This is a genomic window from Kitasatospora cathayae, from assembly GCF_027627435.1.
GTDB lineage: Bacteria > Actinomycetota > Actinomycetes > Streptomycetales > Streptomycetaceae > Kitasatospora > Kitasatospora cathayae.
In genome coordinates this window covers 7027315-7042113 of sequence record NZ_CP115450.1, presented here as the reverse complement: position 1 = coordinate 7042113, position 14799 = coordinate 7027315, and the positions used below count along the sequence as shown (strand labels likewise).

Annotated in this window: 13 protein-coding genes; 7 read left to right on the top strand and 6 right to left on the bottom strand. The window is 72.1% G+C overall.

Annotated elements, in window-relative coordinates; translation table 11 throughout:
- Positions 1 to 104: 104 nt before the first annotated feature.
- Positions 105 to 1088 (bottom strand): quinone oxidoreductase family protein, encoded by a 984-nt coding sequence (locus O1G21_RS32005; protein WP_270148555.1) that lies wholly within the window; start codon positions 1086 to 1088, stop codon positions 105 to 107.
- 110 nt (positions 1089 to 1198) lie between these two features.
- Here O1G21_RS32005 and O1G21_RS32000 point away from each other — a divergent pair, with 110 nt between their 5' ends.
- Positions 1199 to 1780, top strand: coding sequence for a TetR/AcrR family transcriptional regulator (locus O1G21_RS32000; RefSeq protein ID WP_270148553.1), 582 nt, complete (start codon positions 1199 to 1201; stop codon positions 1778 to 1780).
- Positions 1781 to 1851: 71 nt separating this feature from the next.
- Here O1G21_RS32000 and O1G21_RS31995 read toward each other — a convergent pair whose 3' ends face one another.
- Entirely contained in the window at positions 1852 to 2553 is a 702-nt protein-coding gene (locus tag O1G21_RS31995) for an SDR family NAD(P)-dependent oxidoreductase (RefSeq protein WP_270148552.1), read from the bottom strand.
- A 242-nt stretch (positions 2554 to 2795) separates the two neighbouring features.
- On the opposite strand from O1G21_RS31995, the gene O1G21_RS31990 reads away from it, so the two are divergent.
- Positions 2796 to 3824, top strand: a complete 1029-nt coding sequence (locus tag O1G21_RS31990) for a ketoacyl-ACP synthase III family protein (RefSeq protein ID WP_270148551.1) — start codon at positions 2796 to 2798, stop codon at positions 3822 to 3824.
- Positions 3825 to 3915: 91 nt separating this feature from the next.
- On the opposite strand, the gene O1G21_RS31985 is transcribed toward O1G21_RS31990, so the two are convergent.
- Complete coding sequence (locus O1G21_RS31985) at positions 3916 to 5229, bottom strand: helix-turn-helix transcriptional regulator (protein ID WP_270148549.1); 1314 nt, start codon at positions 5227 to 5229, stop codon at positions 3916 to 3918.
- A gap of 658 nt (positions 5230 to 5887) precedes the next feature.
- Here O1G21_RS31985 and O1G21_RS31980 point away from each other — a divergent pair.
- On the top strand, positions 5888 to 9055 hold the full coding sequence (locus tag O1G21_RS31980) for an AfsR/SARP family transcriptional regulator (protein WP_270148548.1): 3168 nt from the start codon (positions 5888 to 5890) through the stop codon (positions 9053 to 9055).
- Positions 9056 to 9147: 92 nt separating this feature from the next.
- Here the strand turns inward: O1G21_RS31980 and O1G21_RS31975 are convergent, their stop codons facing one another.
- Positions 9148 to 10794 (bottom strand): FAD-dependent oxidoreductase, encoded by a 1647-nt coding sequence (locus O1G21_RS31975; protein WP_270148546.1) that lies wholly within the window; start codon positions 10792 to 10794, stop codon positions 9148 to 9150.
- Between the two features lie 218 nt (positions 10795 to 11012).
- On the opposite strand from O1G21_RS31975, the gene O1G21_RS31970 reads away from it, so the two are divergent.
- The 3 genes from O1G21_RS31970 to leuE all read left to right on the top strand — a co-directional run bounded on the left by O1G21_RS31970 (position 11013) and on the right by leuE (position 13945).
- Positions 11013 to 11354: a DUF4286 family protein gene (locus tag O1G21_RS31970; protein ID WP_270148545.1), complete on the top strand. Its 342-nt coding sequence runs from the start codon at positions 11013 to 11015 to the stop codon at positions 11352 to 11354.
- Positions 11355 to 11719: 365 nt separating this feature from the next.
- Entirely contained in the window at positions 11720 to 13216 is a 1497-nt protein-coding gene (locus O1G21_RS31965; protein WP_270148544.1) for a B12-binding domain-containing radical SAM protein, read from the top strand.
- An 81-nt stretch (positions 13217 to 13297) separates the two neighbouring features.
- The gene (gene leuE, locus O1G21_RS31960; protein ID WP_270148543.1) at positions 13298 to 13945 is read left to right on the top strand and encodes a leucine efflux protein LeuE; all 648 of its coding nucleotides are present in this window, start codon (positions 13298 to 13300) and stop codon (positions 13943 to 13945) included.
- 28 nt (positions 13946 to 13973) lie between these two features.
- On the opposite strand, the gene O1G21_RS31955 is transcribed toward leuE, so the two are convergent.
- Positions 13974 to 14171, bottom strand: a complete 198-nt coding sequence (locus O1G21_RS31955; RefSeq protein WP_270151512.1) for a hypothetical protein — start codon at positions 14169 to 14171, stop codon at positions 13974 to 13976.
- Between O1G21_RS31955 and O1G21_RS31950 the strand changes: the two genes are divergently transcribed.
- Complete coding sequence (locus O1G21_RS31950) at positions 14116 to 14463, top strand: YccF domain-containing protein (protein WP_270151370.1); 348 nt, start codon at positions 14116 to 14118, stop codon at positions 14461 to 14463. The genes O1G21_RS31955 and O1G21_RS31950 overlap by 56 nt on opposite strands.
- A 30-nt stretch (positions 14464 to 14493) precedes the next feature.
- Here the strand turns inward: O1G21_RS31950 and O1G21_RS31945 are convergent, their stop codons facing one another.
- On the bottom strand, positions 14494 to 14799 hold the full coding sequence (locus O1G21_RS31945) for a hypothetical protein (RefSeq protein WP_270148541.1): 306 nt from the start codon (positions 14797 to 14799) through the stop codon (positions 14494 to 14496).

Here is a 14799-nt window from a genome sequence, read left to right as displayed (position 1 = left end):
GGGCCTGGAAAAACGAATGCGCCCGGTCCTGGAAAGGACCGGGCGCATTCGCTCCGGGGGGATCGCGGTGTGTTTCTTAGGCGGCCACCGCACCGCCCGTCGGATTACGGGACCAGGATCACCTTGCCCGTGGTGACGCGCTCCTCGAAGGCCCGGTGGGCCTCGGCGGCCTCGGCCAGCGGGAACACCGGCCCGAGGACCGGCTTGATGCTGCCGGCCGCGGCGAGCTCGAAGGCGGTCCGGCGCAGCCGGAACCCGTACTCGGGCTGGATGAAGACGCGCGGGCCGAAGCCGGTGACGCTGACGCCGCGCACGTAGACCTGCTCCGGGTCGAACTGCGGGACCTTGCCGCTGGCGGTGCCGAAGACGACCATCCGGCCGAAGGCCATCGCCAGCAGGTCGAAGGCGGCCTGGGAGACCTCGCCGCCGACCGAGTCGAGGACGACCTGGACGCCGGCCGGAGCGACCTCGCGAACGCGCTGCGCCCAGTCGGCCTCGGTGTAGTCGAAGGCGTGGTCCGCGCCGAGCTCGCGGGCGAGGGCCAGCTTCTTCTCGCCGCGCGCCAGGGCGATCACCTCGGCACCGGCGTTCTTGGCCAGCTGCACCAGCAGGCTGCCGACGCCGCCGGCGGCGGCCTCGACCAGCACGACGTCCTTCGGCTGGATGTCGGCGACCTCGGCGACGCCGACCGCCACGACGCCCTGTCCGTACAGCGCCAGCGCCTCGTGCTCGGAGAGTCCCTCGGGGAGGGCCTGGGCCACGGCGACGGGCAGGACGGCCAGCTCGGAGTAGCCGCCGGCGGTCGGGGAGACGCCGACCACCTTCCGGCCGACCCACTCGTCGCCCACGCCCTCGCCGACCTTGACCACGGTGCCGGCGACCTCGAAGCCAAGGGCGTGCGGCAGCGGCGGGTCCGGGAACCAGGCGAACTGCTCCATCACGCCGCCCCGGATCTGGATCTCGGCGTAGCTGATGCCCGCCGCGCTCACCTGGACCAACAGCTGGCCCTCACCCGGCTCCGGGTTCGGGACGTCGTCGACCTTGAGGACCTCCGGCGGCCCGTAGTCGTGGAACCGAACAGAACGCATGTGCGCATCTCCTTGCCTCTGCAAGCCTGATCTCACCATATCCGGACCGCTGGTCCGCTTGGCTGCGATAGCGTAGCCCTCGATCACCGCACGATGTCAAGGGAGCACAAGTGACCGTCAGGGAGCGCGCGGACGCCGCGCACAACCGGCGCAAGATCCTCGTCACCGCTCAGCAGCTGTTCCAGGACAGCGGCGTCGACCACGTCTCCATGGACGACATCGCCGAGGCGGCGGGCGTCGGCAAGGGCACCCTCTTCCGGCGCTTCGGCAACCGCGAGGGCCTGATCGGGGCACTGTTCCAGCAGCTCACGGAGGACTGGCAGCAGCAGGCCCTGGACCAGCTGGCCGACCCCGGGGAGGACCCGCGGGAGCGGGTCCTGGGCTTCGTCGCCAGCCTGTTCGACGACATCGTGGTCCCCGGCCGCCCGCTGCTGCGAGCGCTGGAACGCGACTCCGGCGGCTCGCACGCCAACCTGGAGCGCTACCTGCTCTGGCAGGGCCGGCTCGCCCGGGCCATCGCCGAGGCCCGTCCGGACGCCGACGCCGACTTCCTGGCCCACGCGATCCTGGGCGTGCTCCGCGCCGACTTCGTCGACCTGCTGGTCGGCACCGGCATGGGCATCGACGCCGTGCGCACCGGCGTGCTGACGCTGACCGCCTCGATCCTCACCGCCGCGCCCGAGACCGGCTGACCCGCGCGCCAGGGCGTGACGGCGCCGAGCGGGGCCCGGCCCGACCGGCCCGCCCGATCCGCCCGGCGCCGTCACCAGGCCGGCGGGAAGGCGTCCACCACCTGGCCGGAGACGTGCCGCGACTCCTCGGAGAGCAGGAACCGGGCGAGCGGAAGGTTGTCGCGCACCTGCGGCAGCGCCGGGTAGGGCTCCGGCCGCCCGAGCGCCGACGCCTTGCGGTCGAGGAAGTCCCGGGACAGCGCCGTCTCCGCGACGATGCCCAGCGCGTTGGCCCGCACGCCCGTCCCGGTCAGCTCCTTGGCGAGCGTGCGCACGTAGTGCTCCAGCGCGGCCTTGGCCGACGCGTAGGCGCCGAGCATCTCCACCGGGAAGCGCGCGCTGTGCGAGCCGAGGGCCAGCACGCTGCCCCGCCCGGCCGCGCGCATCGCCGGCACGGCGTACCGCAGGCAGCGGACGAACCCGAAGAAGGTCGCGTCGAAGACCCGGGCCAGCTCGTCCGGCCCGACCTCCCAGCCGTACCCCACCGCCGACGCGTCGCCCGCGCTGTAGACCAGGCCGTACGGCGCCGGCGAAACGCTCGCCGCGTACCCGAAGAAGTCCGCGACGCTCTGCTCGTCGGCCACGTCGACCTGCCGGTAGAGCACCCCGCCGCCGGACTCCCGGGCACTGCGGGCACCCGCGACCACCGTCCGCCCGGCGGCCGCGAGGTCCTCGGCCAGCGCGGCGCCGAAGCCGCTGCTCGCCCCGATGATGACGACTGCGGATTCTTCCACTGAGACTCCCGGGATTCTGCCGTGGTACCCCACCGGCCATTTCCGCCGCGCACGGTCGGTACCGATTCTGACCCGCCGGACCGGGCCACAACCGCCGGGGCGTCCGGAACAGGGGTTCTTTAGGGGGCCCGCCGTCCGCGCACCCGATTACGCTGTCGTCCCGCCCACCCTCGACGGGTCGACGCCCGCGGCCTTCCGCGATTTCCACCATTCGCACCCCCGAACCCCGAGAGAAGGTTTCCGTGATATTCGACGACCTCTATCTGGACGGCATCGCCGCCTGCATTCCGGACCGCGTCACCCTTACCGAGGCGGTCGAGCTGGGGCTCTGTGAAGCGGACGACGTGGCGGGGATGGACTGGCTCTCGGTGGCCCTCGCCGGCGACGTCGCCGCGCCCGACATGGCGGTCCGGGCCGGGCTGGAAGCGCTGGCGATGTCCCGCCACCCCGCCGCCGACTTCGCCATCCTGATGCACGCCACCTGCACCTACCAGGGCCCCGACATCTGGTCCTCCTCGCACTACGTGCAGCGGCACACCATCGGCGGCTCCGCGCCCTCCGTCGAGATCCGCCAGGGCTGCGCCGGCATGGTGGCCTCCCTGGAGCTGGCCGGCTCCTTCCTCACCGCCGCCCCGGACCGCCCCGCCGCCCTGATCACCTCCGCGGACAACTGGACCCACCCGCTGATCGCCCGCTGGCGGGGCACCCAGTGGGCCCTGTTCGGGGACGCCGCCACGGCGCTCGTCCTCTCCCGCCGACAGGGCTTCGCCCGGCTGGTGAACGTCTGCTCCTCCTCGCTGCCCGAGCTGGAGGAGCTCAACCGCGGCGGGGAGCCGCTCCACCCGGCGGGGCCCACGATCGGGCACCAGGTCGTCCTGCCCGAGCGGATCCAGGCCCTCCGGGGCGATCAGGGCGCGATGGCCAAGGCGATCGGCCGGGCCGAGAGCGAGCTCATCCACCGCACCCTGGACGAAGCCGGGCTGAAGCCCCGGGACATCACCCGGGTCGCCCACCAGTCAGCGGGCAGCCGCAGCATCGTCGAGCACATCCTGGAGCCCTTCGACGGGGAACTGGCCCTGGGCACCTGGGAATTCGGCCGCCGCCTCGGCCACACCGGCGCCAGCGACCAGGTCGCCGCCCTGCACCACCTGCTCACCGGGCGCGAGGTCCGCCCCGGCGACCACGTCATGCTGCTGGGCACGGGCGTCGGCATGGCCTTCGCCTGCGCGATCGTGCAGGTCCTGGACGACCTCCCGGCCCGGGGGTTGTGAGCTGTTCGGTCGCGAGTGAGCGGGGCCCGCCCGAGGGCTTGTCAGACAAGCCCTCGGGCCGCCCGGGCGGCCCGCTCGCCGGAAGCCCGGGTCACCCCAGCTTCCGGCGCAGGTCGCCGCGCCCGTTGACCCGCAGCTTGCGGTAGATCCGGGTCAGGTGCTGCTCCACCGTGCTGACCGTGATCGACAGGGCCCGGGCGATCCGCTGGTTGGTCTCGCCCCGCGCGGCCAGCAGGGCGACCCGCTGCTCGGACGGGCTGAGCTCGTCCAGAGCGGCCGCGTAGCGGTCGGTCACCTTGTACCGGACGACCCGGTGCGGGACGGCGCCCGGCAGGTCGCCCCACTGGAGCAGCCGCAACCGGGAGTACAGGCCGGGGCGTCCGGCGCTCTCCTGGAGGATCCCGAACAGCTCCTCCCGCTGCTCCTGTCGGCGCCGGCTCCTGGCCCCCGGCCGGCCGAAGGCCTGGACCACGTCGGCGGCGGGTGCGGCCGGCCCGGCCAGCTGGGCGTCGACCATGGTGAGCGCCGCGTCGTGGTCGCCGAGGCCCAGGTACGCCGCGGCGGCCGCGAGCCGCCACGGGTACAGGTCCGGGTCCAGGCCCCAGTAGGCCAGCAGTCGTCCGCAGCTCATGAAGTCGGCCAGTGCGGAGCGGTGTTCACCGTCGGCCAGGTGGTGGTGGCCGCGGGCGTAGAGGTAGCCGAGGCAGTGCCGGGTCTCGTAGATCGGCGCGGGCACCGGGCGCCGCGCCCAGCCGCGGGCCGCGTCGAGTTCCCCGAGGTCGGTGTGGCCGGCGATCAGGCAGGCCAGCGGTCCGCCGATCCAGGCGCCGCGGCGCTCCGGCGGCGCCGTCTCCAGCGCCGCTTCGGCCCGCGCCAGGGCGACCAGCACGTCGCCCCGGTGCAGGGACGCCTCCGCCCGTACCGCCAGCAGCCGGGCCGACCAGCTCTCGGTGGCCAGCCGCGCCGCCTGCGGCAGCGCCCAGTCGCACCAGGAGATCGCGGCCTCCAGGTGGTTGCCGTGCACCAGGGCGGTGACGGCGGCCACCACGGCGGAGGCCGTCTCGGCGCTGAACGGGCAGGAGGCGAGGGCCGACCCGGCGCCGTCCGGCGGATCCGGCAGTCCGGGATCGCCGAGCAGGCAGCCGGCCAGCGCCCAGGCGGCCCGGTGCCGCACGGCGTCGCGGTTGCGGTCGCCGATCGCGTCGAGGACCGCAAACCGCTCCGGTTCGCCGGCCTCCGCGCGCAGCAGGCTCGGGAACTCGCAGGCGATGAGCAGCCGGTCGGCGGCCACCGCCACCCGGCTCCGCCCGTCCGGCGCCGCCGTTCTGCGGTCCAGCGCGGCCAGTGCCTCCTTCGCCTGCCAGAGCAGGTCCGGCACCACGTCCGTTCGTTCGACGATAGCCATCGGTGGCAAGCCCTCCACTATCACATGACGAATGGTCGGTTCTGGTCCGGAGGTTCCACCCCTGGGGGGCGGCGCGGGCCGGCGGCGCGCGCGGCCGCGACCGGACGCGGGCACCCGGCACCGGCGGGTCGCACCGGTGCGGCCCCGCTGATCGGGACAAGGTGAACCGCCCGGTCCCTGGTGCGGGCACGGGGGGAGAGATGGGAAGGGAACGGGGGAAACGGCCGAGGGACGGCCGGAACCGCGCTAGGACCGGCGGCCAGTCACGCCGGCACGCGGGCAGGCCGGGGCGGGGACACCCGAGCGCCGGCGCTCCGGCGTCTCGCGGCCCCGCCCGGTCTCCTCGACCCGCTCATGCGACCCCCGTCACTCCGTCCACAACTGCTACATGGTCATCATCACCGATGGCGTCCTTCGGCCGTCCTCGAACCGTCCTCGGGCCGTCCCGGCCGGATCATCTCCCGGCCGTGGGGCTTCGCGCCCTTCGAGCGCGGAACAGAGCGCCGTCCGGCGGCGTTCGACCTGGTGTCCGACGGTCCGTCAGACACCCTGGCGCCCGGACCAATTGTTCGAGCGGGATGTCACCCGGCGGGTAACATCGCGCGTTCAACGTGGGACCAGCCCGGTGGTGGCTGCCCGCGACACACGGGGAGGCTGCGTGAGGTTCCGAATACTCGGACCGCTGGAGGTACGGGCGAACCATCGGAAGGTGCTGCCGGCCGGCGTCCGGCAACACCTCGTGCTGGCCCTCCTGCTCCTGAAGTCCAACCAGAACGTCCCGCTGAGCGAGCTCGTCGACGCCGTCTGGGACGACCCGCCCCGGACGGCCGAGAAGCAGATCCGCAACGCCGTCTCGCTGCTGCGCGGCCGGCTCAGGTCCGCCGGGATCGTCAACCTCCCGACGGCGGTCGGCGCCAACGGCTACCGGTTCGAACTGCCGGACGACCAACTGGACCTGACGGTCTTCACCAACACGCTGGCCACCGCCCGCCGCCGGGCCGCCGAAGGGCGCCCGGACGAGGCGATAGCCGAGTTCCGCGCCAGCCTCGGGCTGTGGCGCGGCCCGGCCCTGGCCGGGCTCAACACGAGCGCGCTCCAGCCGTACACCTCACGGCTGGAGGAGCAGCGGCTGACCGCCCTGGAGGACTGCCTCGACCTCGAACTCGCCCAGGGCAAGCACCAGTCGGTGGTCCCCGAGCTGATCGACTGGCTCGGCGCCCACCCCCTGCGCGAGCGCCTGGCCGGCCAGCTCATGCTGGCGCTGTACCTCTCCGGCCGCCAGTCGCAGGCACTGTCCGTGTACAAGTCGACCCGGCGGCGGCTCGCCGACGCGCTCGGTCTCGAACCCGTCCCGGAGCTGCGCGAGCTGCGTCAGCGCATCCTCACCAACGACGGCACCCTGGGCCGCCCCCGGACCTTCGCGCTCGCCCCGCGCGCCCCGCACAGCCTCCCCAAGGACATCAGCCACTTCACCGGCCGGGAGCGGGAGTTGCGCACCCTGATCGACGAGGTGGCGGCCGGCCGCCGGCGGTCGGAGCCCAACGACGTGGTGCTGGCCGCGATCGACGGCATGCCCGGGGTCGGCAAGACCTCGCTCGCCGTCCACCTGGCGCACCGGATGACCGAGCGCTACCCCGACGCCCAGCTCTACCTGGACCTGCACGCCCACAGCCGGGACCACACCCCCCTGGACCCCGGCACCGCGCTGGAGAAGCTGCTGCGCTCGGTCGACGTCACCGGCACCGACCTGCCCGAGGACGTGGAGGAGCGGGCCGCGTTGTGGCGCACCAGCCTGGCCGGCTTACGGGCCGTCCTCGTCCTGGACAACGCGGCCAGCACCGCCCAGATCCGGCCGCTGCTGCCGGGCACCACCGACTGCCTGACCCTGGTCACCAGCCGCGACCGCCTGACCGACCTGGACGCCACCGCGGTGCTGTCCCTGGAACCGCTGGCCCCGGCCGGCGCGCGCCGGCTGCTGACCCGGATCCTCGGCGAGCGGCGGGTGGCCGTCGAACCCAAGAGCGTCGGCGAACTGCTGCGGCTGTGCGGCAACCTGCCGCTGGCCATCCAGATCGCGGCGGCCCGGCTGCGCCACCGGCCGGCCTGGACCATCGCCCACCTGACCGCCCAGCTGCGCGGGCCCCGGCGCGGGCTGACCGAGCTCAGAACCGCGGAGACCAGTCTCGCGGCCGTGTTCGATCTCTCCTACCGCAAGCTCGATCCCAGCCACCAACACCTGTTCCGGCTGCTCGGCGTGGTGCCGGGCACCGAGTTCGACGCGGACGCCGCGGCCGCGGTCGCCGGGATCCCCCGTCCGGTCGCGGACCGCCTGCTGGAGCGGCTGCTCGACGCGCACCTGCTGGAACAGCCGTCCGAGGAGCGCTACCGGCTGCACCCCCTGCTCCAGGCCTACGCCGTCCAGCTGGCCGCCGCCGAGGTTCCCGGAGCCGAGTGGGAGGAGGCCCTGACCCGGCTCCTGGACCACTACCGGCACACCGCCGCCGCCGCGATGGACCTCCTCGCCCCGCACTGGCGTTCCGACCGCGCGCCGGCCACCCCGCCGTGCCAGGTGCTCGCGCCCCCGGGCGGCCACGAGCGGGCCGCGGAGTGGCTGGAGGCGGAGTGGCCGACCCTGCTGACCGCCGCGGAGGCGGCCCAGCGCTCCCGGCCCGGGCACAGCGCCGACATCTTCCGGATCCTGCGCCACTTCCTGCACCTGCGCGGCCAGCACACCGAGGCGCTGTCGCTGCACACCGGCGCCGTCGAGCTGGCCCGCGACACCGCCGACCGGGAGCTGGAGAGCCTGGCCCGCTACGGCCTGGGGGTGGCCAACCAGCGGCTCGGCCGGTACGAGACCGCCCTCACCCACTTCCGGCAGGCGCTCGACGTCGCGCGCGACGTCGGCGACCACGTGACCCACGGCCGGTCACTCAGCAACATCGGCCTGGTGCTGCACCGGCTCGGCCACTACGAGAGCGCGCTCACCCATTTCGGCCAGGCCCTCGCGCTGGCCCGCGACACCGGCACCCCGGCGGCCGAGTGCCACGCCCTGTCCGGCCTGGGGCTGGTCCACGAGCGCCTCGGCAGATACCGCACCGCGCTCACCCACCTGGGCCAGGCCCTGGCCATCGCCCAGCGCATCGACGACCGTGACATCCAGGGCTACGTGCTGGGCAACCTCGGCCGGGTGCAGGGGAGTTCCGGCCAGTACCAACAGGCCACCGAGAGCCTGCGACGGGCGCTGGCCACCGCCCGGGACACCGGCTCGCGGGACCTCGAGGGCCACGCCCTGTGCGGTCTGGCCGTGGTCCACGAGCGCCTCGGGGACCACGGCACCGCCCTCGCCCACCTGCGCCTGGCGCTCGAACTCGCCCGCGACACCGGCACCCGCGACCTCGAAGGGCAGGCCCTGTGCGGTCTGGCGGTCGTCCACGAGCGCCTCGGCGAGCACGGCACCGCCCTCGCCCACGCGCACCTGGCCCTCGAACTCGCCCGCGACACCGGCACCCGCGACCTGGAGGGCCACGCCCTGTGCGCCCTCGGCGCGGTCCGGGCCCGCCTCGGCGACCACGACCTCGCCCTCACCCACCTGCAGCTGGCCCTCGAACTCGCCCGCGACACCGGCACCCGCGACCTCGAGGGGCAGGCGCTCAACAGCCTCGGCGAGCTGTCCCTCGCCCGCGGACGCCCGGCCGAGGCGGCGGAGCTGCACGGCCGGGCGCTGCTCATCGCCCAGGAGATCGGAAACCACCACCGGCAGGACCAGGCGCGCCGCGGCCTCGACGCGGTGCGCCACGCGCTCGGGCGCCCGGACGCCGCCGCGTAGCAGCCCGAGCGACCCGGCGGACGCATCCGGTCACCGGACCGGGGCGCCCGGCCGGCGGCCTCCCGCCGAAGGCCACCGACCGGGGCGTCCGGTCAGCTCGTGCTGACCGACAGGTTGTGGTGGAAGACGTTGCGCGGGTCCCAGGTGGCCTTGATCTGCTGCAACTTGGCGTAGTTGTCCTTGTAGTAGATGGTCGACCAGGGAACCCCCGAGGTGTTCCAGAGCGGGTCCGCGAGGTCCGGGTCGGGCCAGTTGACGTAGTTCCCGTCGGTGACGGTGTTGGGCACCGGCGCCCCACCGGTGCTCGTGTAGACGTCCCGGTACAGCTGGCGGATCCATTGCAGCTGCTGGCCGTCCGTCGTGGGGTCGGACCAGTAGTTGGAGAAGGAGGCGAGCATCACCGAGTCCCGGTGCGGCACCGCGTTCGCCGTCGTGGAGAGGGCGTTGACCTGGCCGCCGAAGGAGAACAGGCCCATCAGGCCACCCGAGTAGGAGTAGGCCGAGTTGGTCATGTACTGGTAGACGGTGCCCAGTTGGGTCGGGGTGAAGCCCTTCTTGTGGTAGGCGCCCTTGGTCTTCGAACGCAGCTGGAGGGAGGGTATGCCGAAGACGTCGCCCACCTCGCCGGCGCTGGTGGTCGTGGTGTAGAGCCACGGCAGGGTGCCGGTCGTGGTGTTCGACGGGGCCGGGGCGACGTTCTGGGTCATCGCGGCCGCGAAGGAGGCCAGCAGCTGCTGGTTGCCGGCGACCGTCGGGTCGACCTGGGAGCGGACGAGCACGCCGCCCTTGCCCTGGCGGACCGCGATGAGCGAGGCCCACAGCTGGTTGGCGGCGGCGCCGGGGGCGCTGTTCTTCTCGTGCCAGGTGCCGAAGTTGGTGGCGATCGTGGTGAAGGCCGTCTGGTCCAGCTGGGACCAGTCCCAGTACAGCGTGTTGATCATGATCCCGCCCGGGGTGGGCGGCAGCAAGGTCGTCGGGTCGGTGCCGGTGGCGCCGGGCGAACGCAGCCAGAACCGGGTGACGATGCCGAAGTTGCCGCCGCCGCCACCGGCGCTCGCCCACCAGAGGTCCCGGTTGGGGTCGGACGCCGAGTTGGTCGCGATCACCGCCTTCGCCGTGCCGCTGGAGTCCACCACGACCACCTCGACCGCCACCAGGTTGTCGGCGACGAGACCGTACTGGCGGGAGAGCACCCCGTAGCCGCCGCCGGTGATGTGGCCGCCGACGCCCACGGGCGGGCAGGAGCCGCCGGGTATCGTCACGCCCCAGCCGAGGTCGAGGGTCCGGTAGACCTGCGACAGGATCGCACCGCCCTGGATGGCGAAGGCGTTCATGGTGCTGTCGAAGGACACCGACCGCATCTCGGACAGGTCGATGACCACCTTGACGTCCGGGTCGTCGACGAAGTTCTCCAGGCAGTGCCCGCCGCTGCGCACGGTCACGCGCTTGCCCGCGGCGACCGCCTCGTTGACGGCCTGCACCACCTGGGCCGTGCTGCCGACCAGTCGCACGTAGTCGGGGTTGCCGGTGAACCGGCGGTTGTAGCCGCGCACCAGCAGGTCCTGGTAGCGCCGGTCCGTGGGCGTCACCGTCACCGGCCCGAAGGACGGCTGCACCGTCCCGCCCGTGGCGTCCGTGGCGGCCGCCCGGGCCGGCGTGCCTCCGCCGCCCACGACGACTCCCGTCGCGGCGGCACCGAGCCCGGCCAGAGTAAAGCGCCGACGAGTCAACTCGGCCATGAAAATCCCCCTTGTTCCACCAACATTGCGGACGGCCCCGGACGACGGATGTGCGAATGCCGCTCCCGCATGTGGCCAGAATGATGCCGTTGCCACACACCCCGTCAACCGGCCCCCTAAGAACCCCCTATTCCGCGGCTTCGCCGAGCGGATCCGGGGCTTTCTCTGTTTAGCTGCCGAAACGATGTCTCCGCACGTCACACGAGAGTTGGATTGACATGTCCACCTACGTCATAACCGTGCTGGCCAATGTGCACGAAGGCCGCGAGAACGATTTCCACGCCTGGTACGAGAACAAGCACATCCCGGAAATACTCGAAGTCCCGGGAGTCGTTTCCGTCAGGCGCATGACCCTCAACGAGAACCAGATCGCCGCCGACGAAAGCCATTCCCAGGAGCACTACAGCTTCCTCACCCTCATCGAGATCGAGACCGAGGACTTCCCGACCACCCTCGCCGGCATCAGCGAACTCGACGGCACCGAGGCCGCCGACTTCCTGATCCCGGGCCAGGTACTCGCCTCGCTGTATCGCGACCCGAAGCTCTACACCAGGCGTTGACCATCCCGCCCACCCCCTGAAAGGCCATCGATCCGGGCTCCGGAACCGGAGTTCAACGGGCCGCGACCGCCACCGGCGGTCGCGGCCCGCCGCATTCCGTGCCATCCGGGCGCACACCCCGGGACCGCACGGTTCCGGCCAGTTTGACGGATCCCGAAATATCGACGGAACGGCCACCCGAGCGGCGATCTGTCCGGTTTCACCCCGGTTCGCCAAGCGGACCGGACGGTCCGGTTCTGGCTCGTTCCCGTTCCCCTGTCATGGCCCGCCCATCAAACGGCACCTAGCATCCTCCGCAGGCGGTGCACCCTGCCCTCTCGAACAACTCCTTACCCGATGAATTCCCGGTGAGAGGAGATACTTCGGTGTCGCTCAAGTTAATGCTCGTCAACGCCCCCAATCCCACCGAGAACGCGAACGCCTCCAACTACGCGTGCTATCCCCACATCGGCATCGTGCAACTGGCGACCGCCGTCCGGGCCGCCTACGGCGACCAGGTCACCCTCCGCGTCGTCGACGGCGGGATCAGCAGCACCGCCCACGTCCAGGACGCCGTCCGGGACTTCGAGCCCGACCTGGTCGGCATCAGCGCACTCACCCCCACCTACGGGGAGGCCCTCCGGATCGCCGAGACGGCGAAGCGGGCCGGCGCCCAGGTCGTCCTCGGCGACGACCACCCCGGCTTCTTCCCCCGGCTCATCCTGGAGAACCGGCCCGCCGTCGACTGCGTCATCGCCAACGACGTCGGCGAGGTGCCGTTCGTCGAGTTCGTCGGTGCCCTGCTCAAGGGCGAGCCGCTGTCCGCCGTCTCCTCGCTCAGCTACCGCGACGACAACGGCTCCGTCATCGTCAACCCCTCCCCCACGTACGCGCTCCGGCAGCAGAACACCATCCCCGACCTGGAGTTCATCCGCCCGGAGCTGCCCGTCTACGCGGAGAACTACCGCGCCCAGTTCGGCCACCTCCACGACCACGTGGTCACGCCGATCACCGTCAACAACGCCCGCGGCTGCGAGAACGGCTACAAGCGCTGCACCTACTGCAGCATCGCCGACCTCAGGGTCAACACCGGTGAGCCCAGCGGCTTCTGGAAGGCCGTCGACACCTACTACCGCGACTTCGGCGTCAACCTCTTCTTCGAGGTGTACGACAGCTTCACGGCCAGCCCGCGCTACGTGGACGCGCTGATCGAGGCCACCCCGCCGCACCTGCGCCGGCTGATCGACGACGGCGAGATCGAGGTGATGGTCTACGCCCGGGCGCTGGGCCTCACCAAGCGCAACAACGTCGACAAGTGCCGCCGGCTCGGCGTGACCCGGGTCAACATCGGCCTGGACGCGGCCGACCCCGAGATGCTGGAGGCCCAGCGCAAGAACAAGACCACCGGCGAGACCAACCTCGAAGCGATCCGGATGCTCAACAAGGCCGGCATCTCCGTCCACGCCTCCTACATCGCCGGCGCGCCCGGCGAGCGCCCGGAGACGCTCGACCGGACGATCGACGGCATCCGGCAGATGCTCGGCGAGGTCGAACTGTCCTCCGTCGAGTTCTCCCGGTTCATCCCCCTGCCGAACAGCCCCGCCTGGGACCTGCTGGTCGACTACCGCAACCCGTCGTTCTTCAAGAACAGCGCGGACATCGACGCCTACCTGTCCGGCCTGAACCTGACCGTCGGGCCCGGGCTGCGGGCCGAACTCCTCGAACGCTTCGGCGACCAGGACCTGCTCGACATCGAGGAACTGGCCGCGGCGTGGGCCGAGAACTTCACCCACATCACCGAGGAGCACGCCCTGGAGCGAATAGCGGAGGTGGACCAGTTGGTCTCCGCGCACAATGTACGAACCGGCAACAACGTCGGCTGACACCGTCCCGGTCCGGTCCGGGCGCGGGGGGCGCGCGCCCGCCGGCCGGACCGGGCACCACCGCCCAGGAAGGAGCGCCGAATGCTGGGTGTCACCAATCTGCCCACCTACACCCTGGGGGCCCTGCTCATCATCCTGCTGCCGGGGCCGAGTTCGCTCTACACGCTCTCGGTCGCGAGCCGCCGGGGGGTGCGGACCGGTTACCGGGCGGCCGCCGGCATGTTCATCGGCGAAGCCCTGCTGATGCTCCTCACCTCGGCCGGGATCGCCTCCCTCCTGAAGGCGAACCAACTGGTCTTCTCCGTCGTCAAGTTCGCCGGAGCCGGGTACCTGGTCTGGATCGCGATCGGGATGATCCGCGCCGCCGTGGCCGTGTGGCGCAACCGCCCCGGCGAACGGCCCGCTCCCGAGACCGAGCCCGTCAAGGCCGAGCACCCGTTCCGCCGCTCGCTGCTGATCACCCTGCTCAACCCCAAGGCGATCCTGTTCTTCCTCTCCTTCTTCGTCCAGTTCGTGGACCCCGCCTACCCCCACCCCGCCCTCTCGTTCGGCCTGCTCGCCCTCGTCTACCAGGCGATCAGCACCACCTACATCTCCGTCCTGATCTTCGGCGGCACCTACCTGTCCGCCCAGTTCCGCCGCCACCGGCGCCTCTCCGCCGGCCTGACCGTCGGCTCCGGCGCCCTCTTCCTCGGCTTCGCCGCCAAGCTCGCCACCGCCGGCAACTGACGCGGCGACCCGGACCGATCCCTGAGGCTCAACCCCTAAGGGCGTGGACACGCTCGTCGGCGGGCATGGCATGGTCGTAGTTCAACGCCACCAGCCGTGAGAAGGTACGCCCCATGAAGGTCATCGACTTCGTTCTCAATGTCATCTGGCTGATTTTCTGTGGCATTTGGATGGCCATCGGGTACGCCATCGCCGGCATCATCTGCTGCGTGCTGATCGTGACCATCCCGTTCGGCATCGCCTCGTTCCGGATCGCCGGCTTCATACTGTGGCCGTTCGGGCGGACCACCGTCGAGCGCCCGGACGCCGGGGCGGCGTCCTGCGTCGGGAACGTGATCTGGTTCGTCTTCGCCGGGTGGTGGCTGGCCCTCGCGCACCTGGCCACCAGCATCCCGCTGTTCCTGTCGATCATCGGGATCCCGTTCGGCTGGGCCAACCTCAAGATGATCCCGATCTCGCTGATGCCGCTGGGCCGCGAGGTCGTGCCCAGCGACCAGGCCTTCGGCGGGCGGTACTGACCCTCCGGTGACGCCGGCGGAGTCCGCCGGTCAGGGGGCGCAGGTGGCGTTCAGCCGGTTGATGTCCTGGCGCAGCTTGTTGGTGCCGGCGCCGCCGTAGGGGTGGGAGTCGACGAAGTCCTGGGCGTCGTCGCGGACGTCCTGCCAGTCGGTGTCGTTCGTCGGGGCTCCGGCGTTGGCGAGGTCCTGGCGGGTCTGGGCGACGATCTGGCCGCAGGTGGCCGCCGGGCGGTCGGGTGCGGCGGCGTGGGCCGGGGCCGCCGGCGCGGCGAGGGCCAGGGCGGTCAGCAGGGCGAGGGCCACGTCGGCGGCGAGGGCGCGAGTGCGAGTCGTCAT